The following is a 23084-nucleotide window of genomic DNA, read 5'->3' as shown; positions in this document are numbered from 1 at the left end:
CGCCCTCGCTTCGCGCGGAGGGGGTGCGCAAACGGGGCGATAGTATAGCGATCAAGCGCGGCCGCCGCGATATGCTATCCCCAGCTTTTTGCCCTGCCGCAGGCGCTTCGTCGGCTCGTTCGCCGGCGCTCCGTGGCAGGCGCTCAGTTCCACGATCGAGCCAGACAGATCACGCAGAGGTCGCCCATGTCCCAGTTCGAACTGGTCACCCGTTTCAAGCCGGCAGGCGATCAGCCCGAAGCCATTCGCCAGATGGTCGAGGGCCTCGAGGCCGGTCTGTCGCACCAGACGCTGCTCGGCGTGACCGGCTCGGGCAAGACCTTCAGCATCGCCAACGTCATCGCCCAGGTGCAGCGGCCGACCATGGTGCTGGCGCCGAACAAGACGCTCGCCGCGCAGCTGTACGGCGAGTTCAAGGCGTTCTTCCCGCACAACGCGGTGGAGTATTTCGTTTCCTACTACGACTACTACCAGCCCGAGGCCTACGTGCCGTCGTCCGACACCTTCATCGAGAAGGATGCCTCGATCAACGACCACATCGAGCAGATGCGCCTGTCGGCGACCAAGGCGCTGCTCGAGCGTCCCGACGCGATCATCGTCACCACCGTCTCCTGCATCTACGGCCTGGGCGACCCGCAGTCGTACCTGAAGATGGTGCTGCACGTCGACCGCGGCGACCGCCTGGACCAGCGCGAGCTGCTGCGCCGCCTGACCGGCCTGCAGTACAGCCGCAACGACATGGACTTCGCCCGCGCCACCTTCCGTGTGCGCGGCGACGTGATCGACGTGTTTCCCGCCGAATCGGAGCTGGAGGCGGTGCGTATCGAGCTGTTCGACGATGAGGTGGAGAGCCTGTCGGCCTTCGATCCGCTGACCGGCGAGGTGATCCGCAAGCTGCCGCGCTTCACCTTCTACCCCAAAAGCCACTACGTGACCCCGCGCGAGACGCTGATGGACGCCATCGAGCAGATCAAGGCCGAGCTGCGCGATCGCCTCGAGTACCTGCGCGGGCAGAACAAGCTGGTCGAGGCCCAGCGCCTGGAGCAGCGCACGCGCTTCGACCTGGAAATGATCATGGAGCTCGGCTACTGCAACGGCATCGAGAACTACTCGCGCTACCTCTCCGGGCGCGGGCCGGGCGAGCCGCCGCCGACACTGTTCGACTACCTGCCGGCCGACGCGCTGCTGGTGATCGACGAATCCCACGTCTCGGTGCCGCAGGTCGGCGCCATGTACAAGGGCGACCGTTCGCGCAAGGAAACCCTGGTCGAGTACGGTTTCCGGCTGCCTTCGGCGCTGGACAACCGGCCGATGCGCTTCGACGAGTGGGAGGCGATCTGCCCGCAGACCATCTTCGTCTCGGCGACCCCCGGGCCCTACGAGGCCGAGCATGCCGGGCGGGTGGTCGAGCAGGTGGTGCGCCCGACCGGCCTGGTCGACCCGCAGGTCGAGGTGCGCCCGGCGCTGACCCAGGTCGATGACCTGCTCTCGGAGATCCGCAAGTGCGTGGCGACCGATGAGCGCGTGCTGGTCACCACCCTGACCAAGCGCATGGCCGAGGACCTGACCGACTACCTGGGCGACCATGACGTGCGCGTGCGCTACCTGCACTCGGACATCGATACGGTGGAGCGCGTCGAGATCATTCGCGACCTGCGCCTGGGCGCCTTCGACGTGCTGGTCGGCATCAACCTGCTGCGCGAGGGGCTGGACATGCCCGAGGTGTCGCTGGTGGCGATCCTCGATGCGGACAAGGAGGGCTTCCTGCGTTCGGAGCGGTCGCTGATCCAGACCATCGGCCGCGCCGCGCGCAACCTCAACGGCCGGGCGATTCTCTATGCCGACAACGTCACCGGCTCCATGCAGCGGGCCATCGACGAGACCGAGCGCCGCCGCGCCAAGCAGATTGCCTTCAACGAGGCCCACGGCATCGTGCCCAAGGGCGTGAAGAAGGACGTGCAGGACATCCTCGAGGGCGCCACCGTGCCAGGCTCGCGTTCGCGCAAGCGGCGCAGCGAGGCGAAGGCGGCCGAGGAGAGCGCGCGCTACGACAGCGAGTTGCGTTCGCCGAGCGAGATCAACAAGCGCATCCGCCAGCTCGAGGAAAAGATGCTGCTGCTGGCGCGCGACCTGGAGTTCGAGGCCGCCGCCGAGGCGCGCGACGAGATCCACAAGCTGCGCGAGCGGCTGCTGCAGGTCTGAGTCGCGGGGCGGTCCGCATCGCGCCGTGGTAGGTAGCCCGGCCCGGGGAGCTGTCTTCAGGCGTAGGGTGGATGACGGCGCAGCCTCATCCGCGTGGTGGCTGCGGCCGCTGCCTTGGTTCGCCGGATCGAACGCCCGACACATCGGAAGGATGGAAACGCTTGGCGGTTTCCTCACGGCAAACGGCGTTGCCGCGGGGGGCATTGCTTTCCAGCTGGGGGCCGGCCCGGTGTTCGGCTGGAGCCGGTCGCGGCGCGCCTGCTAACATTCGCGCTTTGGTTTTTCGCATGTCCTTTTCCGTTCGAGAGCACTCATGACCACGGTTCGCACCCGCATCGCGCCGTCCCCCACCGGTGATCCCCACGTCGGCACGGCCTATATCGCGCTGTTCAACCTGTGCTTCGCCCGCCAGCACGGCGGCCAGTTCATCCTGCGCATCGAGGACACCGACCAGGTGCGCTCGACCCGCGAGTCCGAGCAGCAGATCTACGACGCGCTGCGCTGGCTGGGCCTCGAGTGGGACGAGGGCCCGGATGTCGGTGGGCCGCACGGTCCCTACCGGCAGAGCGAGCGCGGCGCCATCTACAAGCAGTATTCGGACGAACTGGTCGCCAAGGGCCATGCGTTTCCGTGCTTCTGCAGCGCAGAGCGCCTGGACCAGGTGCGTGCCGAGCAGATGGCCAACAAGGAAACCCCGCGCTACGACGGCCACTGCATGCACATCGCGCCCGAGGAGGCGCAGCGTCGCGTCGCCGCCGGCGAGTCGCACGTGGTGCGCATGAAGGTGCCGAGCGAAGGCGTCTGCGTGGTCAAGGACATGCTGCGCGGCGAAGTGGAGATCGGCTGGGACCGCATCGACATGCAGGTGCTGATGAAGGCCGACGGCCTGCCCACCTACTTCCTCGCCAACGTGGTCGACGACCACCTGATGGGCATCACCCATGTGCTGCGCGGCGAGGAATGGCTGCCCTCGGCGCCCAAGCTGCTCAAGCTCTACGAATACTTCGGCTGGCAGGCACCGGTGAACTGCTACATGCCGCTGTTGCGCAATCCGGACAAGAGCAAGCTGTCCAAGCGCAAGAACCCGACCTCGATCACCTTCTACCAGCGCATGGGCTTCCTGCCGCAGGCGATGCTCAACTACCTCGGGCGCATGGGCTGGTCGATGCCCGACGAGCGCGAGAAGTTCACCCTGGCCGAGATGATCGAACACTTCGACATCCTGCGCGTATCGCTGGGCGGGCCGATCTTCGACCTGGAGAAGCTGTCCTGGCTCAACGGCCAGTGGCTGCGCGAGCTGTCGGTCGAGCAGTTCGCCGCCGAGGTGCAGCAGTGGGCACTCAATCCCGAGTACCTGATGAAGATCGCCCCGCACGTGCAGCAGCGCGTGGAGACCTTCAGCCAGATCGCCCCGCTGGCCAGCTTCTTCTTCTCCGGCGCGCTCAACCTCGATCCGGCGCTGTTCGCCCACAAGAAGCTCAACGAAGGGCAGGTGCGCCAGGTCCTGCAACTGGTGCTGTGGAAGCTCGAGGCACTGCGTCACTGGGACAAGGAGCGCATCACCGGCTGCATCGGCGCGGTCGCCGAGCACCTTGAACTCAAGCTGCGTGACGTGATGCCGCTGATGTTCGCCGCGATCACCGGCCAGGCCAGTTCGGTCTCGGTGCTCGATGCGATGGAAATCCTCGGCCCCGACCTGACCCGTTTCCGCCTGCGCCAGGCCCTGGAGCTGCTCGGTGGGGCGTCGAAGAAGGAAGCCAAGGAGTGGGAAAAGCTGCTGGTGGCGATTCCCGCTTGAGGCCGGTGGGCGGCGGTTTTCCCGCCGCCACTCGCCTGTGGCGGTAAGTGTTTGTTCCTAATGCCAAAAATTCTGCGCTGCGGCGAAAAATTCTGTTGACAGTGCCCGGGGGCGCCCCTAATATGCGCCCCGTCCTCGAGATGGGGCTATAGCTCAGCTGGGAGAGCGCTTGCATGGCATGCAAGAGGTCGACGGTTCGATCCCGTCTAGCTCCACCAACGTCCCCTTCGTCTAGTGGCCTAGGACACCGCCCTTTCACGGCGGTAACAGGGGTTCGAGTCCCCTAGGGGACGCCACTTTCCAGCAGCATCGCCGCAAGCGATGCGCACGTCGGAAGACGCTAAGTTCGGGGCTATAGCTCAGCTGGGAGAGCGCTTGCATGGCATGCAAGAGGTCGACGGTTCGATCCCGTCTAGCTCCACCAATTTCCACACGCTTCGGCACCTTGCCGGATCGTATCGAAGGTTTCGTCCCCTTCGTCTAGTGGCCTAGGACACCGCCCTTTCACGGCGGTAACAGGGGTTCGAGTCCCCTAGGGGACGCCAGTTTTGGCCCGGCTTGGGCAATCAGGGGTCATCTCTCGCGAGATGGCCCTTTTGTTTTTCCGCAATGGAAATCTCGCCTCGCCTGCCGCATCCTCTTCGTCCGACGGGCTGGCCGTCAGCCATGGCCTGCCGCCGGCGCCTGATCGGATACGGGCCCGGGGGCTTTTCTTACGAGAGGATCTGCAATGAGCTGGGATCACGACCGCGCCTTCATCATCGACGTCCAAGTTGCTGCCGAGCACATCGACGAACTCGGCCACGCCAACAACGCGGTGTACGTCTCCTGGCTGGAGCGCTGCGCCTGGAGCCACTCCCAGAGCCTTGGGCTGGGGATCGAGGACTATCGCCGGCTGGACCGCGCGATGGCCGTGCTGCGCCACGAGATCGACTACCTGGCCAGCGCCTACGAGGGCGACCGGCTGCAGCTGGCGACCTGGATCACCGAGTCGGACCAGCGCCTGCGCATGAAGCGCCAGTTCCAACTGCGCCGCCCGGCCGACGGCGCGACGCTGCTGCGTGCCCAGACGACCTTCGTCTGCATCGAGCTGTCCAGTGGCCGGCCCAAGCGCATGCCTGCCGAGTTCGTCGAAGGCTACGGCCAGGCGCTGGTCGAGCCCTATCCGCTCGAGCTCTAGCGTCTGCCGGCACGACGCGAGGCCTGGCGTGCGGTTCCTGGAGGCGACGTGAGCGAGCGGCAGCGCAAGATCATCCACGTCGATTGCGACTGCTTCTTCGCCGCGATCGAGATGCGTGACGACCCCAGTCTCGCCCAGCGGCCGCTCGCCGTCGGCGGGGCTGCCGATCGCCGCGGCGTGATCGCGACCTGCAATTACCAGGCGCGCGCCTATGGGGTGCGCTCGGCGATGGCCTCGGCCCATGCCCTGCGCCTGTGTCCGGATTTGCTGATCCTCAAGCCGCGCATGGAGGCCTACCGCCAGGCCTCGCAGGAAATCCACGGCATCTTTCGCGACTACACCGAACTGATCGAGCCGCTGTCGCTGGACGAGGCCTACCTCGACGTTTCCGCCTGCACGCAGTTCGCCGGCAGCGCCACGCGCATCGCCCAGGACATTCGCCGGCGGGTCTGGCAGCAGCTGCGCATCACCGTTTCGGCGGGCGTCGCGCCGAACAAGTTTCTTGCCAAGATCGCCAGCGACTGGAACAAGCCCGACGGCCTGTTCGTGATTACCCCTGCCGAGGTCGAGGGTTTCGTCGAGGCGTTGCCGGTCAATCGCCTGCACGGGGTTGGCCGGGTCACCGCCGACAAGCTCGAGCGCCTCGGCCTGCGCACCTGTGCGGACCTGCGGCAGTGGAACCGGCTGCAGCTGATGCGCGAGTTCGGCGCCTTCGGCGAGCGGCTCTGGAACCTGGCCCACGGCATCGACGAGCGGGCGGTGCAGGTCGAGCGTCGTCGCCAGTCGGCCAGCGTCGAGCAGACCTTCGACCGCGACCTGCCGGACCTCGCCGCCTGTCGCGCGCAGCTGCCGGCGCTGCTGGAGCAATTGGAGCGTCGCCTGGCGCGGCTGGAGGCTGACTACCGGCCAGGCAAGCCCTTCGTGAAACTGAAGTTCCACGACTTCACCCAGACCACCGTCGAGCAGGTCGGCGTCGGCGCGACGCTGGAGGGCTTTGCCGACCTGCTGGCCGGCGCCTACGCCCGTGGCGAGCGGCCGGTACGGCTGATCGGCCTAGGCGTACGCCTGTCCAGCCGGCACGAGCAGGTCGAACAACTTCGTCTGTTCTGATTCCGACGAAGCGTGCTCTGGGCACGCTTCGTGCTGCCGATAACGAAATAAGTGTGACGGTGCGCATATTTTGACGCGCGACATCGACGCACAGGCCGGCGACGGTTTTTGGACACTCACAACCTTTGTTGCTAAAGTCGCGCCGCCACTGATGGCAAATTGATATCTATCAATGTTCGCTGTTCTGCTGTTTGTCAGTTGATGGCGTGTGGGCAAGGGAGCCGGTGAGTGGGGCTGTTTTCGAGAAAGAGTGATGACCGGGCACCGGGGTTGCTTGGCCTGGAAAGCAGCCCGCATGGGCTGAGCCTGGTGCACATCCTGCGCCAGGTCGATGCGGCTCCGCAGCTGCGTCTGTGCCAGTACCACGTCGCCGAACCGGCCGGGCAGGGCGAGTTGCTCAAGCGACTGGTTGCCGAACACCGCCTCGAAGGCGCGGCGGTCAATGTGCTGCTGCACCCGTCCGAATACCAGATGTTCCTGCTCGAGGCGCCCGAGGTAGCGGCTGCGGAGCTGCGCGACGCGATGTGCTGGCGCGTCAAGGATCTGATCAATGAGCCGCTGGAGGAGGTCATCGTCGACTGCTTCTCGCTGCCCGAGGACGCCTACCGCGGACGTAACCGCATGGTCTATTGCATTGTCTTCGGCAAGCAGCGCATGCAGCACTATCTGGCGCTGATCCGGCAGGCCGGCCTGCGCCTGCAGAGCATCGATGTCACCGAAATGGCGTTCCGCAACCTGGGGCTGCTGGTCGGCGCCGGCAGCGCCAATCTTGCGCTGCTGCGCCTGCGCACCAGCGAAGGCCTGATCTGCGTGCAGAATGGCGCCGACATCTATATGGCCCGGCGCATCGAGAACGGCCTGGCGCGTGCGGCGCAGGACCTTTCCGGGATGACGCTGGAAATCCAGCGCTCGCTCGACTACTTCGAAAGCCAACTCGGCAAGGGCTACATCAGCCGTCTCCTGCTGCTGCCGATGAAGCAGAACGGCGAGGCGACTTTCCAGGCGCTGGCTGCCGGCCTGGCCGTCAATCTGCAGCGGCTCGACCTGCGCGAGCTGTTCGCCGGTCAGGCCGAGGCCGATCTGCCGGAAAGCACGCAGGCCTTCTGCATCGGCGCCGTCGGTGCCGCGCTGCGCCAGGACGCGCGGTGATGCAGAACGTCAACCTTTTCCAGCCTGAGCAGCGCCGCCATGGCGGGCCGAAGTCGCGCCAGATGGTGCTCGGCCTGGCATTGCTCATCGTCGGCGTCGCGCTGCACGGCAGCTGGTCCGCCTGGCAATGGCATGGCGCCCGGCAGGCCGCGGAACTGGCCCAGCAGATGGCCGAGGCCGAACAGGCGCGGCTCGCGCAGTTCAAGGCCAGTTACCGCGAACCGGTGCTCGACCCGCAACTGCCCAAGCAGCTCGCCGAGCGCGAGGCGCAGAACGGTCAGCTGCTGCAGCTCGCCGAGTATCTCGGCAAGCTCGAGGCCGAGCGCGCCGAAGGCTTCGTGCCGATCCTCGCGGCGCTGGCCGACCGCCACCCGCCGGCCGGCCTGTGGCTGACGCAGATCCAGCTGCGCGCCGGCGGCCATGACATGAGCCTGAAAGGGCGGAGTCGCGACCAGGAGCTGCTGCCCCTCTACCTGCAGAGCCTTGGCCTGAGCCCGGCCTTCGCCGGCCGCGAGTTCGCTCGCTTCGACGTACAGCGCGACGAACAGCAGTTGCTCGAATTCACCCTGTCCTCACATGCCGGAGCAGACGATGGCGACTAGCTCCTTTGCTGCGCTGAAGCAGCGGTGGCGAGCGCTCGCCCCACGTGAACAGTGGCTGACCTATGCGGTCGGCCTGACGCTGCTCGGTCTGCTCTACCTGCTGTTGGTGGTCGATCCGCTGACCCAGCGCCGCGATGCCCTCGACGCCGGGCGCCGCCAGGCCGAGGCCAGTCAGCTGGAAGCTCAGGCGAGCCTGCGCGAACTCGAGGCGAAGCTGGCCGCCGACCCCAACCGGCCCTATCGCGAGGCGCTGGACAAGGCGCAGCTGGAACACGAGGCGCTGTCGCAGCGTATCGACGCGCAGACCCGTGCGCTGGTTTCGCCGGCGAAGATGAAGCTGTTGCTGCAGGACCTGCTGCGCAATCAGCCGAAGCTGCGTCTGGTCGAGCTGGAGAGCTTTAGCGCGCCGCTGCGGCAACCGACCGGTGGGGCGGAGCCGGGCAGCGAAAGCGAGCCGGCGCCGGCCGCCAGCTTCTACCGCCACGGTCTTCGGCTACGCCTGGAGGGTGGCTACTTCGACCTGCTGACTTACCTGCAGGCGGTGCAAGCCTCCGGTTGGCGGCTGCACTGGGACAGCCTCGATTATCAGGTCGAGGAGGCCGGCCCTGCGCAGGCACGCATCCTCATCGAACTGCATACCTTGAGTCGCCACGCGGGGTGGGTCGGTGTCTGATCGCGTTCGAATCCTCTGCCTGCTGCTTGCCTGTTTTACCGGTGATGCCCTGGCCATCGATCCGACGCTGCCGAGCACCGATCCGCCGCGCGTGGAGTCGGGCGCAGCACCTGCCGGTGAAGCCCTGCGGCTGCAGGCGATCCTGCGCCTGCCGGGCGCGCCGCGCGCCGTGGTCAACGGCCGCTCGCTGAAGATAGGCGAGAGCCTGGGCGATGCCCGTGTACTGAACATCTATTCGAATTCCGTCCTGATCGAGCGCGAGGGCCGCCGTGAAACGCTGCGCCTCGCTGTCCCGGTCGCCACTCCGAGCAAGCCATGATGTCGATAATCAAGCCACGCCTTGGGCTGCTGAGCCTGATCTGCCTGCTGAGCGCCTGTCAGAGCTTCGATGACGGCGACCAGCGGCTCTACGAGCAGAGCGCCCGGCTGTTCGAGGAAAGCCTCGAGCAGACTCAGGCCAAGGTGGCGCCACCGGCATCGGTCCAGGCTGCGCTGATTCCGCCGCTGGCACTCGACGCGCCGGTGCAGGCCGGGCCGCGCTTCGATGTCGCCGCCAATGACATGCCGGCGCGCGAATTCTTCCTCAGCCTGATGGACAGCGCCGGGCAGAACCTGCTGGTACATCCCGAGGTGACCGGCAACATCACCTTCAGCCTGCGCAACGTGACCCTCGAGGAAGTGCTCGCGGCGGTGCGCGACAGCTACGGCTATGATTTTCGCCGCACCAGCTACGGCTACCAGGTCCTGCCCAACCGCGTGGTCACGCGGACCTATGACCTCAACTACCTCAACCTGCAGCGCCAGGGCACGAGCGATACGCGGGTCAGCTCCGGGCAGGTCGCGGTCAGTGACAACACCGGCAGCGCGGCGACCGGAACCACCACCAGCACGACCTCGTCCACGGTCAACGCCAGCCAGTTGCTCACCACCACCAATGCCGATTTCTGGAGCGAGGTGCGCGAAGTCGTCGCGATGATGATCGGCGGCGAGGAAGGCAACAGCGTGGTGGTCAACCCACAGGCCGGGCTGCTCGTGGTACGCGCCTCGGCGACCGACCAGCAAGCCGTCGAGCACTTCCTCGAGCAGGCCCAGCGCAACCTGCAGCGCCAGGTGATCCTCGAGGCGAAGATCCTCGAAGTGAATCTCTCCGACGGCTTCCAGGCGGGCATCAACTGGTCGCAACTGGGCAGCTTCGGCAACGCCGACCTCACCCTCGGGCTGCAGGGCGATGCCCTCGCCGGTGCGCAGGGCATCGGCGGCGTGTTCAGTGCCATCGTGCAGAACGGGGACTTCACCGGCGTGCTGCAGCTGCTCGAGACCCAGGGCGACGTGCGCGTGCTGTCCAGCCCGCGCGTGTCGACCCTGAACAACCAGAAAGCGGTGATCAAGGTCGGCACCGACGAATTTTTCGTCACCGACGTGTCCACCACCACCACGACGCTGGCCGGCGGTACCACCGCCCCGGACCTGGACATCACCCTGACGCCGTTCTTTTCCGGGATCTCGCTCGACGTGACGCCGCAGATCGACGAAAACGACCAGGTCACCCTGCATGTCCGGCCCACCGTCAGCCGGGTCCAGGACCAGAACAAGACCATCCAGCTCGGTAGCGACGACAACGTCTTCAACCTGCCGCTGGCGCTGTCGACCACGCGCCAGTCCGACTCGATCGTGCGCGCCCGCAGCGGTCAGGTCGTGGTCATCGGTGGCCTGATGGAGAACCGCAACACCAATACCGACGCCAACGTGCCCTGGGCATCGAAGCTGCCGGTGGTTGGCGCGCTGTTCCAGCAGCAGCGCAAGGCGCTGCAGCAGACCGAACTGGTGATCCTGCTGCGCCCGCAGGTGATCGATGACCGCGTCTGGCTCGACGACCTGCGCAAGAGCGCCGAGTCGTTCAATCAGGTGGTGAGGTAAGTCCGTGTACGAGGCGTTCTTCGGCCTGCGCGAGAAGCCGTTCGCGCTCACGCCGAACACCGGCTTCCTGGTCCAGCTGGCGCCCTATCAGGCGTGCCTCAACCTGCTGCGCGTCGCCCTGGCCGAGGGCGAGGGCTTCATCAAGATCACCGGCGAGGTCGGCACCGGCAAGACGCTGCTGTGTCGCGCGCTGCTCAACGAGCTGGACCCTTCGCGCTACCAGCTCGCCTGGTTGCCCAACCCGTCGCTCAGCCCGCTGGCGCTGCGCCAGGCGCTGGCCCACGAGCTGCACGTGCCCGATGTCGAACAGCTGGATACGCACGGGCTGCTCGCCGCGCTGCATGCCCGGCTGATCGAGCTGGCTGGCGAGGGGCGCAGCACCGTCCTGCTGATCGACGAGGCTCAGGCGCTGCCGGTCTCGACGCTGGAGGGGCTGCGCCTGCTGACCAACCTGGAAACCGAACAGAACAAGCTGCTGCAGGTGGTGCTGTTCGGCCAACCCGAGCTCGACCAGACGCTGGCGCGCCAGGACCTGCGCCAGCTGCGCCAGCGCATCACCTTTTCCTATGCGCTGCGACCGCTGGATGTGGCCGATGCGACGCGCTATCTCACCGAGCGCCTCGCGGTGGCGGGCTATCGCGGCGAGCCGCTGTTCGGACGCCCGGCGGTGCGCCTGCTGGTGCAGGGCAGCCGTGGCATCCCGCGGCTGCTGAACATCCTGGCCAACAAGTGCCTGATGGCCGCCTTTGGCGAGGGCAGCCGAGGCGTGGAGGTCCGCCATGTGCGCCGCGCGCTGGCCGATACCGAGGGCAGCGCTTTGCCGCAGGGCTGGTCGCGGCGCCTGCGCTGGCCGCTGGCGGTGGCCGCCTCGCTGGCGGTCCTGGTCGGCGCCTGGCCATGGCTGTCGCGACTTGGCGAGGTGCTGCCATGAGCCTGGTCAACGACATGCTGCGCGATCTCGAAGCGCGCCGGGCGGCGCCGAGCGAGCGCGAACGCCTGGACGGCATGCACGCGGTCGACGAGAGCGCCGCGCGGCGGCGCGAGCGTAATGCCCGGTTCAGACGCTGGGGTTTGCTCGTCACGGGCGCGCTGATGCTGGCGCTGCCGGTCGCCTGGCTCGTCGGTGGGCGCCTCGAGGCCCCCGAGCCTCCGGCGCTGGCCACGCCGGCAGTCGCCGTGCCGAGTGAACCCGCCGACGCGGCGGTGCCGGTGGCCGGCAATCGCCTGCTCGAGGCACTGTCGCAGAACGAAGGCACGCGTTTTGTCCTGCAATTGCTGCTTGAGCGTTCGGTGAGTTACCAGCGCGTAGACCAGCAGGGCTTCGTCAGCCTGCGCCTGCCGGGCGTCGAGATGGCCGGCGAGCCGCGCAGCGGGCGGATCGAGCGTGAAGGCCAGAGCCTGTCCTGGCGGGTCGAGGCGCGGGGAGCGGATGTCGAAGTCGTGCTCATGGGCCTGGGCGACCGGCTCGACGTGCGTGATCGTCTGGAAATGGCCGGCGAGCGCTGGCAGCTGTGGCTCGACGTGCCACTGACCGGCACCCCCGAGGCCAGTCCCGAAACCGAGCTACCGGTGGCCGAGGAAAGTGCCGAGCCGGTGCCGCAGCTGCCCGAGTGGGTGACCCGGCCGGCGCCGGTCGAGCAGGGTACATCGCCTGCACCGCAGCCGATGGCCGAGCAGGCGCCTCCGCTCAAGGCCGAGGCCCGCCCCGTCGAGCCGCGGGTCGCCATCGGCAGCCACCGACCGGCGCCGCTGGAGCAGGCGCGCGCCGCGCTCGAGCGCGGCGACCTCTCGCAAGCGATCGACGAGCTGGAAGCGCTGCACAAGGCGAGGCCGAAGGACGGCGAGGTGAGCCGCTGGCTGGCCAGGGCGTACCTGGCGGCCAATCGCTCGGATCGCCTGCTGGCCTGGCTGCCCGGTGTGCTGCAGCAACACCCGCAGGACAGCGAGCTGCGCATGCTGCTCGCACGTGGCCAGTTGCAGGGCGGCGATCAGCTCGGCGCCATCACCACCCTGAAGGGCAACCTGCCGCCGCTGCAGCGCGACGCCGCCTACCACGCACTGCTGGCCGCGCTTTACCAGCAGGTCGGCGAATGGGGGGCAAGCGCCGATTCCTATCGCCGGCTGGTCGCCCTGCGGCCGGCGCAAGCCACCTGGCAGCTCGGTCTGGCCATCGCGCTCGAGCAGCTGGACCAGCCGGCGCAGGCCGCCCGCCATTATCGACTCGCGCTGCAGGGCCAGGGCCTGGATGCCGACGCCCGCCGTTTCGCCACCGAAAGGGCCGGTGCCCTGGGAGGTATCCGATGACCGTACTCGACAACCGCCAGCGCAAGATCCGCCTGGGGGACCTGCTCGTTCAGGCCGGGCTGATCAGCGAAGAACAATTGCAGCTTGCCCTGCAGGACCAGAAGCGCACCGGCTCCAAGCTCGGCCGCACGGTACTCGACCTCGGCTTCATCGATGAAGGCCGCCTGCTGCGCGCGCTGTCGGAGCAGTTGAACATCCCCTTCGTCGAGCTCAAGCACTACAAGTTCGACAACGGGCTGACCCAGAGCCTGCCCGAGGCGGTGGCCCGGCGCTTTCGCGTGATCGTGCTGTCGCGGCATGCCGACGGCGTACTGGTGGGCATGACCGACCCGCTGGACCTGTTCGCCCAGGACGAGATGGAGCGCCTGCTCGGCAAGCGCGTCTACCCGGCGGTGGTGCGGGAGAGCGAATTGCTCGGTGCGCTCGACCAGCTCTACCGGCGCACCAGCGAGATCGCCTCGCTGGCCGGCGAGCTCGAAGGCGAGCTGCAGGACAGCGACTTCGACCTGTCGCGCCTGGGTGCCGAGAGCAACAGCGATGCCCCGGTGGTGCGCCTGCTGCAGACGCTGTTCGAGGACGCGGTGCAGATGAAGGCCTCGGACATCCACATCGAGCCGGACGAAGGCGTGGTGCGCATCCGCCAGCGCATCGACGGCGTGCTCAACGAGCAGGTGATGAAGGAGCAACGGGTGGCCTCGGCGCTGGTCATGCGCCTGAAGATCATGTCCGGCCTGGACATTTCCGAGAAGCGCCTGCCGCAGGACGGGCGCTTCAACATCCGGGTGAAGAATCGCAACCTCGATGTGCGGGTCTCGACCATGCCGGTGCAGTTCGGCGAATCGGTGGTCATGCGTCTGCTCGACCAGAGCGGCGCCATGTTCAAGCTCGATGGCACCGGCATGCCACCGCTCATGCTCGAGCGCTTCCGCCGCCTGCTGCAGCGCCCGCACGGCATGGTGCTGGTCACCGGCCCGACCGGCTCGGGCAAGACCACCACGCTCTACGCCGGGCTTTCCGAGCTGAACAGCCCGGAGAAGAAGATCATCACCGTCGAGGACCCGGTCGAATACCGCCTGCCGCGGGTCAACCAGGTGCAGGTCAACGCGAGGATCGAGCTGACCTTCGCCCGCGTGTTGCGGGCCGCGCTGCGTCAGGACCCGGATATCGTGCTGGTTGGTGAGATCCGCGACCAGGAAACCGCCGAGATCGGCCTGCGTGCCGCACTGACCGGCCACCTGGTGCTCTCGACGTTGCACACCAACGACGCCCTGACCTCGGCCATGCGCCTGATCGACATGGGCGTCGAGCCCTTCCTGGTCGCCACCGCGCTCAATGCCGTGCTGGCCCAGCGCCTGGTGCGCCGGGTGTGCGAGAACTGCATGGAGGACGACCGGCCCGATCCGCGCCAGCTGGCCTGGCTGCAGGCGCTGCACGACGCGCCGCTCAGCGATTACCGCTTCAAGCGTGGCAGCGGCTGCCACCACTGCCACAACTCCGGCTATGCCGGCCGCGTTGGCGTCTACGAACTGCTCGAACTCGACGAGCCGATGGTCGCTGCCCTGCGGCGCGGTGATCCGCAGGGCTTCGCCGAGGCCGCGCGCCAGCAGCCACACTATCGGCCGCTGGCCGCCTGCGCGCTGGATTATGCGATCGCCGGGGTAACCAGCCTCGAGGAAGTGCTGAAGGTCTGCGCGACGCTTGCCGACGGCGAGGTGGCGGCATGATCCCGATAGCGCGTATGAACGGTCGCGCCTGCGCGGGGGAGGCGTCCGGCGATGCCTAGCTTCCGCTATACCGGCCGCGACCAGAGCGGTGCGCGGGTCAGCGGCGCGCTGGATGGCGCCAGCGCCGATGCCGTGGCCGGCGACCTGCTGGCGCGGCAGATCATTCCACTGACCATCGAAGCCGAGCAGGGCGGCGGGGAGTCGCTCGACCCGTTCGCCTTGCTGCGGGAAAAACTGCGGCGCAAGCGCGTCGACCTGGACGAACTGATCATCTTCAGCCGGCAGATGTACAGCCTCAGCAAGGCCGGCGTGCCGATCATCCGCGCCATCGGCGGGCTGGCCGAGTCCAATCGCAACCTGTATTTGCGCGAGGTCCTGCAGGATGTGCGTGCCAGCCTGGAGAGCGGCCAGTCGATGGCGGTGGCGCTCAATGCGCACCCCAGGGTATTCAACAGCCTGTTCGTCAGCATGGTCAGCGTCGGCGAGAACACCGGCCAGCTCGACCAGGCCTTCAAGCAGCTGTCGGCCTACCTCGAACTCGAGCGCGAGACACGCAAACGAATCAAGCAGGCCACGCGCTATCCGATCTTCGTGCTGGTGGCCATGGGCGTCGCCCTGGCGGTGATCAACCTGCTGGTGATCCCGGCATTCGCCAAGGTGTTCGCCCAGTTCCACGCCCAGCTGCCCTGGGCCACGCGGCTGCTGATCGGCACCTCCAGCTTCATGCGCGACTGGTGGTGGCTGCTGCTGCTCGGCATCGTCGGTGGGCTCTACGCCTTCTTCAAATGGATCGAAACCGATGCCGGCCGCTTGCACTGGGACCGCATCAAGCTGCGCCTGCCCATCGTCGGCGGCATCTTCGAGCGTATCGCCCTGGCGCGCTTCACCCGCACCTTCGCGATGATGTACCGCGCCGGCGTGCCGCTGTTGCAGACCCTCTCGATCAACAGTGCCAGCGTCGGCAACCAGCATATCGGCCAGGCCATTCTCGGCATCCGCGAAAGCGTCGAACGCGGCGAGGCACTGACCCGCTCGGCGCAGAACTCCGGCCTGTTCACCCCGCTGGTGCTGCAGATGATGGCCGTCGGCGAGGAAACCGGCGCGCTCGATGACCTGTTCGTCGAAGTCGCCGACTTCTACGAGCAGGAAGTCGACTACGACCTCAAGCAACTGGCCGACGCCATCGAACCGATCCTCATCGTCTGCATGGGCGTGATGGTGCTGGTGCTGGCACTCGGCGTGTTCCTGCCGATGTGGGAGCTGGGCTCGGCGGCGCAGGGGCGGGGCTGATGGGTATGCGAATCACGACAGTTCAGGCAAGGCAAGGAGACAGGATGCAGCGGCACAAAGGCTTCACCATGATCGAGCTGGTGGTGGTCATCGCCATTCTCGGCATTCTCGCCGCGGTGGCGCTGCCGCATTTCATCGATTCGGCCAAGGACGCCCACCGCGCCAGCGTGCGCAGCGCGGCCGGCGCGCTTACCTCGGCCGTGTCCCTGGTGCGCGGCCAGTACGAGCTCAATCGCGGCGGCGGCAGCAACGCCTGCCTGGCGGGTAATTGCCAGATCAATGTGCAGGGCTATGGCAACGGCGCCATCGACGTGAACGCCGCCGGCTGGCCCATCGGCACCGAGCGCAGTGGCAGCCCGCTCGCGGGGACGACCCTGTCGGAGGCCGAATGCCGCAACCTCTGGAGCAACCTGCTGCAGGCTTCCTCGCAGAGCCTGAGCGGCACCAGCCCGGCATTCACCGCCACGGCCCAGGGCACCCGCTGCCTGTACACCTACGAACTCGACGGCGGTGACGACGCCATCGAATACAACGCCGATACCGGCGAAGTCTTCGTCAACTTTCAATGATTCATAAACAAGGAGCGGCAACTATGAAGAAGCAGCAGAGCGGTTTCACCATGATTGAATTGATTATGGTGATTGTGATTTTGGGGATTTTGGCTGCGGTAGCTTTGCCGCGGTTTGTCGACTTCGGAGCCGACGCACGCGCGGCTTCAATTAACGGCGCTCTGGGCGCTGCTAAATCGGCTAACGCAATCGTTCATGCTGCTTTTCTGATCGGGCCAGCTGACGCCGCGAGCGTTACGCTCGAAGGCAATACCGTCATTAATCTGGCAAATGGCTATCCGGCGGATGCTTCGCAACTTTTGGTCGCCGCTGGGCTAGAAAGTGATTTTGAGGTGGTTAACACCAACCAAATCCAGCAGCGAGGGAATACCGCCGAAAATTGTCGATTTGTATATACCGCTGCTGGCGCTGATGGCACCCCAGCCTTCACAGGGACTGAGGCTACGGCTGCTAATGGCCAGACCCCGGCCAATCCAGATTTGCCGGTGGAGTCAACTGATTGCTGATGCGGCTTTGTATATGTGTGAGGCGGCCGCAGATGCTCCTAAGCCCGTCCGGTGCTCACTAGCCGCTTTCCACTGCATTGAGCCAATTGCACGTGCGAATTATCCAAAGCGGCTTCACCCTGGTTGAGCTGATCATCACGCTTGTCATCATGGGCATCCTCGCCGCCGTGGTGGGGCCGCGCTTTTTCGATCGCAAGGCATTCGACGAGCGCTTCTACTTCGAAGAAGCGCTCTCGGCTGTTCGCTATGCGCAGAAACTGGCGATTGCCAGCGGTTGTTCGATCGAGATACAGCTGGACCAGGACGGCTATCGAGCGGACTACGCCAACGATTGCGGCGATGCGCCAACCGACCCCAAGCGTGGTGACCCGGTCGCCGGCCCGGATGGAGGAGATCTGCAAGGCAACAACCCAGAGAAGGTCGGCATCAATCAGGAGCTGGCCGTTACGTTTAACGCTCTTGGCGCTGTCGACGCCCCGGCAAGTATCAAGTTTGCGCAGGGGACGTTCGAACTAATCGTTCATTCCACCGGTTTTATCGAGGCGCGGCCATGATTCGCAGCTCTTTCGCAGGACGAGGCAAACCCTCGATATGCGGCAGGGGGCGTCAGGGCGGCGTCGGTACGAATGGGTCATCACTGCGACCTAACTTGGGCGTTGCGGCGGTGCGGCGCAATGACAACCTGCCGCGCGCAAACCTAGGGTGGATGACGCTTCACCCATCCACCAATGTGCTCCGGGCCGCCGGTCATAATCCGTATCTGCGGTGGAAAACGCTGCGCGGTTTTCCACCCTACGGCCGTGCCACGGGACTGAGGTATCAGCCGTGATCCGACCGCAGCGCGGCATGACCCTGGTCGAGCTGATCATCACCATCGTCATCATCGGCATCGCCGCCGCGGCGCTGTACTCGGCCATGGCTGCGATTACCGGGCGCTCGGCCGATCCGCTGCTGCGCCAGCAGAGCGTGATGATCGCCGAAAGCTATCTGTCGTCAGCACTGGCGCTGCCCTATGACCAGCTGGGCAGCGCGGCGCAATCGGTCGCTGCCCCGCGGAATCTTGCCGGCGAACCGATTGCCGAGCTGGCCGGCTACTCGGTCGCGCTGGCGGTCGACGGCGCCGCCAAGCTGAACGGCGTGGCCGCCACGCGTATCGAGGTGACGGTGAGCGATCCCCAGCAGCAGTCGCTGCGGCTCTCCGGCTGGCGCACCTGCTACGGCGAGTACGATGCCGCGGGGAATTCCCTATGCCCCTGATACGCCCATGGGCGCGCCAGGCTGGGCGGTCGGGCGGCGCCACGGGCATCTGCGGCCAAGGCTTCAGGCAGACCGCGGGCAGGGCACTTGTCCGGCGCCCAGGAGGGTTCACCCTGGTCGAGTTGATCATGGTGATCGCGCTGGCCGGAATCGTCGCGGCGATGGTCGGCTCGGTGCTGTCCCGTCCGTTGCAAGGCTTCGCCGACAATAGTCAGCGGTCCGAACTGACCGATCTGGCGACGATCGCGCTCAATCGCCTGGCGCGCGATATTCGCCTGGCGGTGCCGAACTCGGTGAGCGTGGCCGCGGCCGGCGACGAGATCCGGTTCGTCCCGATTGCGGCCGCCGGGCGTTATCGGGCCAATCAGCCGATCCCCGATGGGCCCCGGCAGGACCCGCCGGCCTGCACCCAGCCGTCCGGCCCCTGTGTGATCGACATCCTCAGCCCGATCGAGCCGGCAGACAGCGAAAGCAAGCACTGGTTGATCATCTACAACACCGACGCGCTCGTCGGCCGCGCCGAGCCCGTCGATGGAGCGGTCTCGCCGGTATCACCCAAGGCCTTCACCTGGAAAGACGGCGTGCTCGAGGCGGAGCTCTCGGCTTTTCGCTTCGAGTTCGCCTCGCCGCAGCATCGGTTCTTCCTGGCCGACCGAGCCGTCGGCTATCGCTGCCAGGCCGGCGCGCTGGTTCGCGCCGAGTTCGACGAACTGGCTGCGTCCGACTATTCCACTGCCGCCACGGTGGTCGACCACGTCGATTGCAGCCAGAGCCGGTTCACCTACGAGCCCGGCAACAACTCCCGCCATGGCCTGGTGACGCTCAAGCTGGTACTGGCGGGTGCTGGCGGAACCCTCACCCTCTTGCAGCAGGTCCAGGTGGACAATGCGCCCTGATCCTCACTTCCTGCGCGGCGGCCAAGGCGGCTTCGGCCTGGTCGCCGCGATGTTCGTCATCATCGTCGTCGCCGGCGCGGTTGCCGCCATGGCGCGGATGTCCGAGACCCAGAACGCCACCAGTAGAATGGCGATCCAGCAGGCGCGCGCCTATCAGGCGGCGCGGGCGGGAATCGAGTGGGGGATCCATCGGGCGCTGGCCGGCGAATCCTGCAGCGATACCTTCACGCTCGAGGGTTTCGCGGTGGCGGTGCAGTGCGACACCGGCGCCGCCGTATCGCTGCCCGAGGAAGGCCGCAGCCCGCGCTTCGTCTCGCTACGGGCCAGTGCACAGTACGCCTCGCCGGGCAGTCCGGATCATGTGTACCGGCAGTTGAGTGCCGTGGTGGAAAAGGATGACTGACATGCCCGACAGACCCTGCAGTGGCGGCCGCCTGGCGCGCCGGGTACGGGCGAAGGCTTCGTCGCTGGCGGCGATCTGCCTGCTCGGTCTTGCCTGCCTGGGCAGCCCTGGCGCATGGGCGGCGCTCTGTTCCAACGTGTTTCCCCAGGATGCGACACCCGATACCGGCGCGACGCTCGACCTGGCGATCATGGATGGCCAGGCCTACGGTCCCTTTCCCTCCCGCGGCGTGGTGTACACCGCAGCAGGCGACTACTTCTACGACGCCGGCAAGCTGAACAATGGCGAGACGATCCAGGTGACGGCCGGCCAACCTGTGCGCATGTTCGTCGACGGCGATCTGGACCTCGCGCCGCATAGCAGGATCAACCCGGACGGCTCGGCCTCCGACCTGCTGATTGTCGTGCGCGGCAACCTGAGCATCGGCACCAAGAACGACATCAATGCCCTGGTGTATGTGACCGGCGACGTCACCGCCAATCCGGATGCCGGTATCGAGGGCGCTCTGACAGCCGAAGGCAGCATCGATACCAAGGTCAAGGACATCATCATCTACGACGAGGTCGCTGCCTCGGCCTTTGCCCAGGGCGACCTGTGCCAGGTTCCGGAAAACCTTCCGCTCTACCTGCGCTTCGACGAGGCCAGCTGGGGCATACCGGCCAACACCGGGCGAGGGGCGTTCGACATCCAGGTGCTCGGCGGGGCGAATACCGCCGGGGTTGATCCGGCCTGGCCCGTGGATCGCCAGGGCGAGGGAACCTGTCGATATGGGCGATTCGATGCCCCCGGGGCCGGATTACGGATAGATGACCAGAACGCCTTGGCTCTGGACCGCGAGTTGAGTGTCAGTTTCTGGCTGAAGGTGGAGGCCGCGCCCAGAGGCCGGGTTACTCTGCTGGCGAAGGGCGATACCTACCGGGTCGAACTGAACAGCGAGCGCAAATTGGTGTTGATTTCGCGCGTGCCGGGCTGGTTCGGGGCGAGCACCGAGACGTTGTCCGTCGCGTCCGCGCCCCTGTCGATCGGGAAATGGACGCATGTCGGATTCACCCTCAAGTTGCGCTTGATACCACTTTGGGTCGATGCGCTTGAGGGCAACCTGTACGTCAACGGTGTCAGACAATCGTCCGGCATCCGTCAGTTCATCTTTGGCGTGCAACCGGATGACAGTACCCCGTTGCTGATAGGCGCAGATTCCACTCAGGGTCTGGCAGGCGCCATCGATGAAGTTCGGCTGCAGCAGACGATATGGAGTGCGGCCGTTTTTCAGCAACAGATGGCATCGCGTCACTGGTGTGGCGCGACAGCCGGCATCGATCACTTCGAGTTCACCACCAGTGCCGCAGCACATACCTGCAGCCCGCAGACCGTCACGCTCATGGCCTGCACCAATGCAGCGCCCGGGACCTGCCAGCCGTACCAGGGCGACGTATCGGTGACCCTCAGGGGGGAGGCCTGGCTCGGTGGCAACCAGCAGACGCTCCGCGGTGGAGTCGGGACCTTGCAGCTACAGGGGCTGCAACTGCAGATGCCCTTGGCCGTCGATGCTGCGAACCCTCCGTCCACCGGCCAGACCCTCTGCCGCATTGGCGATGCGCCGCTGTCTTCCAACTGCCTGCTGGACTTCGCACAGAGCGGCTTCATCTTCGACGTGCCGGACATGCAGGCCGATCGCGGGCAGGTCAACGTCGCCATGCGAGCGGTCGTTGACGTCGGGGACGAGGGAAGCCCTCGCTGCGAGCCGGCGTTCACCGAGAGCACGCGCGGGGTGCGTTTCTGGAGCAGCTTCGTCACCCCCCAGGCCGGCGAGTTGTCGGATAGCACGCAACCGGTTCGGGTCAATGGCGATGCGGTCGCGCAGAGCCTCGCCGAAGCGCGGCCGCTCGCGCTTCGTTTCGACCAGAACGGCACCGCCTCGCTCGCGGTGAACTACGCCGAAGCCGGCCGGATGCTGCTCAACGCCTACTATCCGGGCAGTGCGGAGGAGGGGGACAGCGGACCGATGAGCGGCAGCGACGACTTCGTTTCCACGCCGGCGGGGTTCTGTATCGAACCGCCACAGACCTGTTCGGCGGGAGACAGCAGCTGCGCTGTGTTCCGGCAGGTTGGCCAGGCGTTTTCGACGACGATCAGGCCGGTGGCCTGGCGCGCCGATGGCAATCACTGCGCCGCTGAGACAACCCGAAACTATCGGCAGGATCAGCTACAGCTGCGCCCGGTGCTGCTGGCCCCCTCTCCAGCCATCGGCGGGGTGGCCGGGCGGCTGCTCAGCCCGGCGGACGGTCGCTATGACCACCTCCCTCCGGGGTTGCCGGCGAACTGGGACGGAAGGGTTGTCGAGGATGTGGCGCTATCGGAAGTCGGTGTGTTCCGTCTGCGTGTCGAGCCGCCTGCCTACCTCGGCGTGGCGGTGCCGGCCAGCGAGTCGGCCCCGGTCGGGCGGTTCGTCCCGCACCATCTGGAGGCCCGGATCGAAGGTGCGCTGGAGGCGGGTTGCGGCGTGTTCAGCTATCAGGGGCAGCCGATCGGCCTGGCCACGCCACCGGCGCTGACGATCACCGGCTACGGCATCGCGGAAGGCGCCGAGTACGTCACCGAGAACTATGATTTCGACGGTTTCTGGGGCTTCGATAGCCATCCCGCCCCGAGCTGGCTGGCGGCTGACAGGAATCTGGACCTGGGGGCCCGGCTGGTACAGGGAAACGGCGCCCCCGCCGAGCTGACCTGGCAACCGATCGCAGCCCTCGTGCCCAGTGAAAGCGGGAAGAACGACGGGAATGGCCAACGGACCTATGCCTGGAGCGCGGATTGGCTGCGTTACCTGCGGACTGCGCAACCAGGCGCCGATGACCATCCATTCCAGGTCCGCTTGCGCTTCGCCGGCGAAGCGCTAACCGACGCGGATGGCGTCTGTCATGGCAGCGGCTGCCAGGACGTCGAGGCGATCCTGGGCCAGAGCGAGTTTCGCCTGGGCCGGCTGCGGATCGGCAACGGCCATGGCTCCGAACTGCAGGGCCTCAGCCTGCCCTGGGCCATCGAGACCTGGCAGGCCTCGAATGTCTTTGTTCCTGAAGCCGGCGATGCCTGCAGTGCTCCGACTTGGGGCCAGGCGCAGGCAACCGAACAGAGGGGCAATCTTGCCGGCAAGACGCTACTGATCGAGGGTGGGCAGACCGGTTACGAAGGCAGCCTGACCATTGCCAGGCCGGATGCCACCGGCGAAGCCCGTATCGGCTTTCCGAATGTGCCCGAATGGCTCTGGTACGACTGGCAGGGAAAAGGCTGGGAGGCGAGCCGGGGGCTTGCCAGCTTTGGTATCTACCTTGGCCCCAAGCCCCTTATCTTCCGCCGCGAAGTCTACCGCTAGAAACCGCAAGGCCGCTTCGGGAGCGGCCTTTGTGGTTTCGCATAAAAGAGGGGATTCCCGGCCTGCCTGTACCGAGGTCCCCGAAACTGGTTGCCAGAGTCTATGCAGGGCATATGCCAGTTTCGTTGCAGTGTGGG

Annotated in this window: 20 protein-coding genes and 4 tRNA genes; all 24 read left to right on the top strand. The window is 66.4% G+C overall.

What is annotated here, in order from left to right:
* Positions 1-186 precede the first annotated feature (186 nt).
* The 24 genes from uvrB (at position 187) to L3N39_RS13640 (ending at position 22947) form a co-directional block, all read left to right on the top strand.
* Entirely contained in the window at positions 187-2202 is a 2016-nt protein-coding gene (uvrB, locus tag L3N39_RS13755; RefSeq protein ID WP_237258023.1) for an excinuclease ABC subunit UvrB, read from the top strand.
* A 313-nt stretch (positions 2203-2515) separates the two neighbouring features.
* The gene (gene gltX, locus L3N39_RS13750) at positions 2516-4000 is read left to right on the top strand and encodes a glutamate--tRNA ligase (RefSeq protein WP_237258021.1); all 1485 of its coding nucleotides are present in this window, start codon (positions 2516-2518) and stop codon (positions 3998-4000) included.
* Between the two features lie 142 nt (positions 4001-4142).
* A tRNA-Ala gene (locus L3N39_RS13745) sits at positions 4143-4218 on the top strand.
* 2 nt (positions 4219-4220) lie between these two features.
* A tRNA-Glu gene (locus L3N39_RS13740) sits at positions 4221-4296 on the top strand.
* Positions 4297-4348: 52 nt separating this feature from the next.
* Positions 4349-4424: transfer RNA gene (locus tag L3N39_RS13735), tRNA-Ala, on the top strand.
* Between the two features lie 45 nt (positions 4425-4469).
* Positions 4470-4545 (top strand) — tRNA-Glu (locus L3N39_RS13730).
* Between the two features lie 185 nt (positions 4546-4730).
* Positions 4731-5180 carry an acyl-CoA thioesterase gene (locus tag L3N39_RS13725; protein ID WP_237258019.1) on the top strand — a complete coding sequence of 150 codons (450 nt, stop codon included), beginning with the start codon at positions 4731-4733 and terminating at the stop codon, positions 5178-5180.
* Positions 5181-5228: 48 nt separating this feature from the next.
* Complete coding sequence (gene dinB, locus L3N39_RS13720) at positions 5229-6290, top strand: DNA polymerase IV (protein WP_237258018.1); 1062 nt, start codon at positions 5229-5231, stop codon at positions 6288-6290.
* A gap of 228 nt (positions 6291-6518) precedes the next feature.
* Positions 6519-7439, top strand: a complete 921-nt coding sequence (locus L3N39_RS13715; protein ID WP_237258016.1) for an MSHA biogenesis protein MshI — start codon at positions 6519-6521, stop codon at positions 7437-7439.
* A complete protein-coding gene (locus L3N39_RS13710) occupies positions 7439-8041 on the top strand; it encodes a PilN domain-containing protein (RefSeq protein ID WP_237258014.1) in 603 nt (200 codons plus the stop codon). The genes L3N39_RS13715 and L3N39_RS13710 overlap by 1 nt, the downstream gene beginning before the upstream one ends.
* Positions 8031-8714, top strand: coding sequence for a type II secretion system protein GspM (gene gspM / locus L3N39_RS13705; RefSeq protein ID WP_237258012.1), 684 nt, complete (start codon positions 8031-8033; stop codon positions 8712-8714). The genes L3N39_RS13710 and gspM overlap by 11 nt, the downstream gene beginning before the upstream one ends.
* Positions 8707-9033: a Type II secretory pathway component gene (locus tag L3N39_RS13700; RefSeq protein WP_237258010.1), complete on the top strand. Its 327-nt coding sequence runs from the start codon at positions 8707-8709 to the stop codon at positions 9031-9033. The genes gspM and L3N39_RS13700 overlap by 8 nt, the downstream gene beginning before the upstream one ends.
* Positions 9030-10631, top strand: coding sequence for a pilus (MSHA type) biogenesis protein MshL (gene mshL / locus L3N39_RS13695; RefSeq protein ID WP_237258008.1), 1602 nt, complete (start codon positions 9030-9032; stop codon positions 10629-10631). The genes L3N39_RS13700 and mshL overlap by 4 nt, the downstream gene beginning before the upstream one ends.
* A 4-nt stretch (positions 10632-10635) precedes the next feature.
* Positions 10636-11562: an ExeA family protein gene (locus L3N39_RS13690; RefSeq protein ID WP_237258006.1), complete on the top strand. Its 927-nt coding sequence runs from the start codon at positions 10636-10638 to the stop codon at positions 11560-11562.
* The gene (locus L3N39_RS13685) at positions 11559-12935 is read left to right on the top strand and encodes a tetratricopeptide repeat protein (protein ID WP_237258004.1); all 1377 of its coding nucleotides are present in this window, start codon (positions 11559-11561) and stop codon (positions 12933-12935) included. The genes L3N39_RS13690 and L3N39_RS13685 overlap by 4 nt, the downstream gene beginning before the upstream one ends.
* Complete coding sequence (locus L3N39_RS13680) at positions 12932-14659, top strand: GspE/PulE family protein (protein ID WP_237258003.1); 1728 nt, start codon at positions 12932-12934, stop codon at positions 14657-14659. Before L3N39_RS13685 ends, L3N39_RS13680 begins: the two co-directional genes overlap by 4 nt.
* A 51-nt stretch (positions 14660-14710) precedes the next feature.
* Entirely contained in the window at positions 14711-15949 is a 1239-nt protein-coding gene (locus L3N39_RS13675; protein WP_237258002.1) for a type II secretion system F family protein, read from the top strand.
* A gap of 44 nt (positions 15950-15993) precedes the next feature.
* On the top strand, positions 15994-16518 hold the full coding sequence (locus L3N39_RS13670) for a type II secretion system protein (protein WP_237258000.1): 525 nt from the start codon (positions 15994-15996) through the stop codon (positions 16516-16518).
* A gap of 23 nt (positions 16519-16541) precedes the next feature.
* Positions 16542-17024: a pilin gene (locus L3N39_RS13665; RefSeq protein WP_237257999.1), complete on the top strand. Its 483-nt coding sequence runs from the start codon at positions 16542-16544 to the stop codon at positions 17022-17024.
* Positions 17025-17116: 92 nt separating this feature from the next.
* Entirely contained in the window at positions 17117-17578 is a 462-nt protein-coding gene (locus L3N39_RS13660; protein WP_237257997.1) for a prepilin-type N-terminal cleavage/methylation domain-containing protein, read from the top strand.
* Between the two features lie 271 nt (positions 17579-17849).
* Complete coding sequence (locus tag L3N39_RS13655; RefSeq protein ID WP_237257995.1) at positions 17850-18281, top strand: prepilin-type N-terminal cleavage/methylation domain-containing protein; 432 nt, start codon at positions 17850-17852, stop codon at positions 18279-18281.
* The gene (locus tag L3N39_RS13650; protein ID WP_348983403.1) at positions 18272-19177 is read left to right on the top strand and encodes a prepilin-type N-terminal cleavage/methylation domain-containing protein; all 906 of its coding nucleotides are present in this window, start codon (positions 18272-18274) and stop codon (positions 19175-19177) included. Before L3N39_RS13655 ends, L3N39_RS13650 begins: the two co-directional genes overlap by 10 nt.
* Entirely contained in the window at positions 19167-19580 is a 414-nt protein-coding gene (locus L3N39_RS13645) for a pilus assembly protein MshP (protein ID WP_237257992.1), read from the top strand. The genes L3N39_RS13650 and L3N39_RS13645 overlap by 11 nt, the downstream gene beginning before the upstream one ends.
* A 1-nt stretch (position 19581) precedes the next feature.
* Positions 19582-22947, top strand: coding sequence for a LamG domain-containing protein (locus tag L3N39_RS13640; protein WP_237257990.1), 3366 nt, complete (start codon positions 19582-19584; stop codon positions 22945-22947).
* The last annotated feature ends 137 nt before the right edge of the window (positions 22948-23084 follow it).

It is taken from the genome of Pseudomonas oligotrophica (assembly GCF_021726475.1).
GTDB classification, from domain to species: Bacteria; Pseudomonadota; Gammaproteobacteria; order Pseudomonadales; family Pseudomonadaceae; genus Stutzerimonas; species Stutzerimonas oligotrophica.
The sequence above is the reverse complement of the archived record's forward strand: the minus strand, read 5'-3'. Positions and strand labels throughout refer to the sequence as shown.

Bases quoted from the DNA above. Each gene is read 5' to 3' on its own strand.
- uvrB (WP_237258023.1), top strand. From the start codon at position 187: ATGTCCCAGTTCGAACTGGTCACCCGTTTCAAGCCGGCAGGCGATCAG.
- gltX (WP_237258021.1), top strand. From the start codon at position 2,516: ATGACCACGGTTCGCACCCGCATCGCGCCGTCCCCCACCGGTGATCCC.
- L3N39_RS13725 (WP_237258019.1), top strand. From the start codon at position 4,731: ATGAGCTGGGATCACGACCGCGCCTTCATCATCGACGTCCAAGTTGCT.
- L3N39_RS13710 (WP_237258014.1), top strand. From the start codon at position 7,439: ATGCAGAACGTCAACCTTTTCCAGCCTGAGCAGCGCCGCCATGGCGGG.
- gspM (WP_237258012.1), top strand. From the start codon at position 8,031: ATGGCGACTAGCTCCTTTGCTGCGCTGAAGCAGCGGTGGCGAGCGCTC.
- mshL (WP_237258008.1), top strand. From the start codon at position 9,030: ATGATGTCGATAATCAAGCCACGCCTTGGGCTGCTGAGCCTGATCTGC.
- L3N39_RS13685 (WP_237258004.1), top strand. From the start codon at position 11,559: ATGAGCCTGGTCAACGACATGCTGCGCGATCTCGAAGCGCGCCGGGCG.
- L3N39_RS13680 (WP_237258003.1), top strand. From the start codon at position 12,932: ATGACCGTACTCGACAACCGCCAGCGCAAGATCCGCCTGGGGGACCTG.
- L3N39_RS13675 (WP_237258002.1), top strand. From the start codon at position 14,711: ATGCCTAGCTTCCGCTATACCGGCCGCGACCAGAGCGGTGCGCGGGTC.
- L3N39_RS13670 (WP_237258000.1), top strand. From the start codon at position 15,994: ATGCAGCGGCACAAAGGCTTCACCATGATCGAGCTGGTGGTGGTCATC.
- L3N39_RS13665 (WP_237257999.1), top strand. From the start codon at position 16,542: ATGAAGAAGCAGCAGAGCGGTTTCACCATGATTGAATTGATTATGGTG.
- L3N39_RS13650 (WP_348983403.1), top strand. From the start codon at position 18,272: ATGCCCCTGATACGCCCATGGGCGCGCCAGGCTGGGCGGTCGGGCGGC.
- L3N39_RS13645 (WP_237257992.1), top strand. From the start codon at position 19,167: ATGCGCCCTGATCCTCACTTCCTGCGCGGCGGCCAAGGCGGCTTCGGC.
- L3N39_RS13640 (WP_237257990.1), top strand. From the start codon at position 19,582: ATGCCCGACAGACCCTGCAGTGGCGGCCGCCTGGCGCGCCGGGTACGG.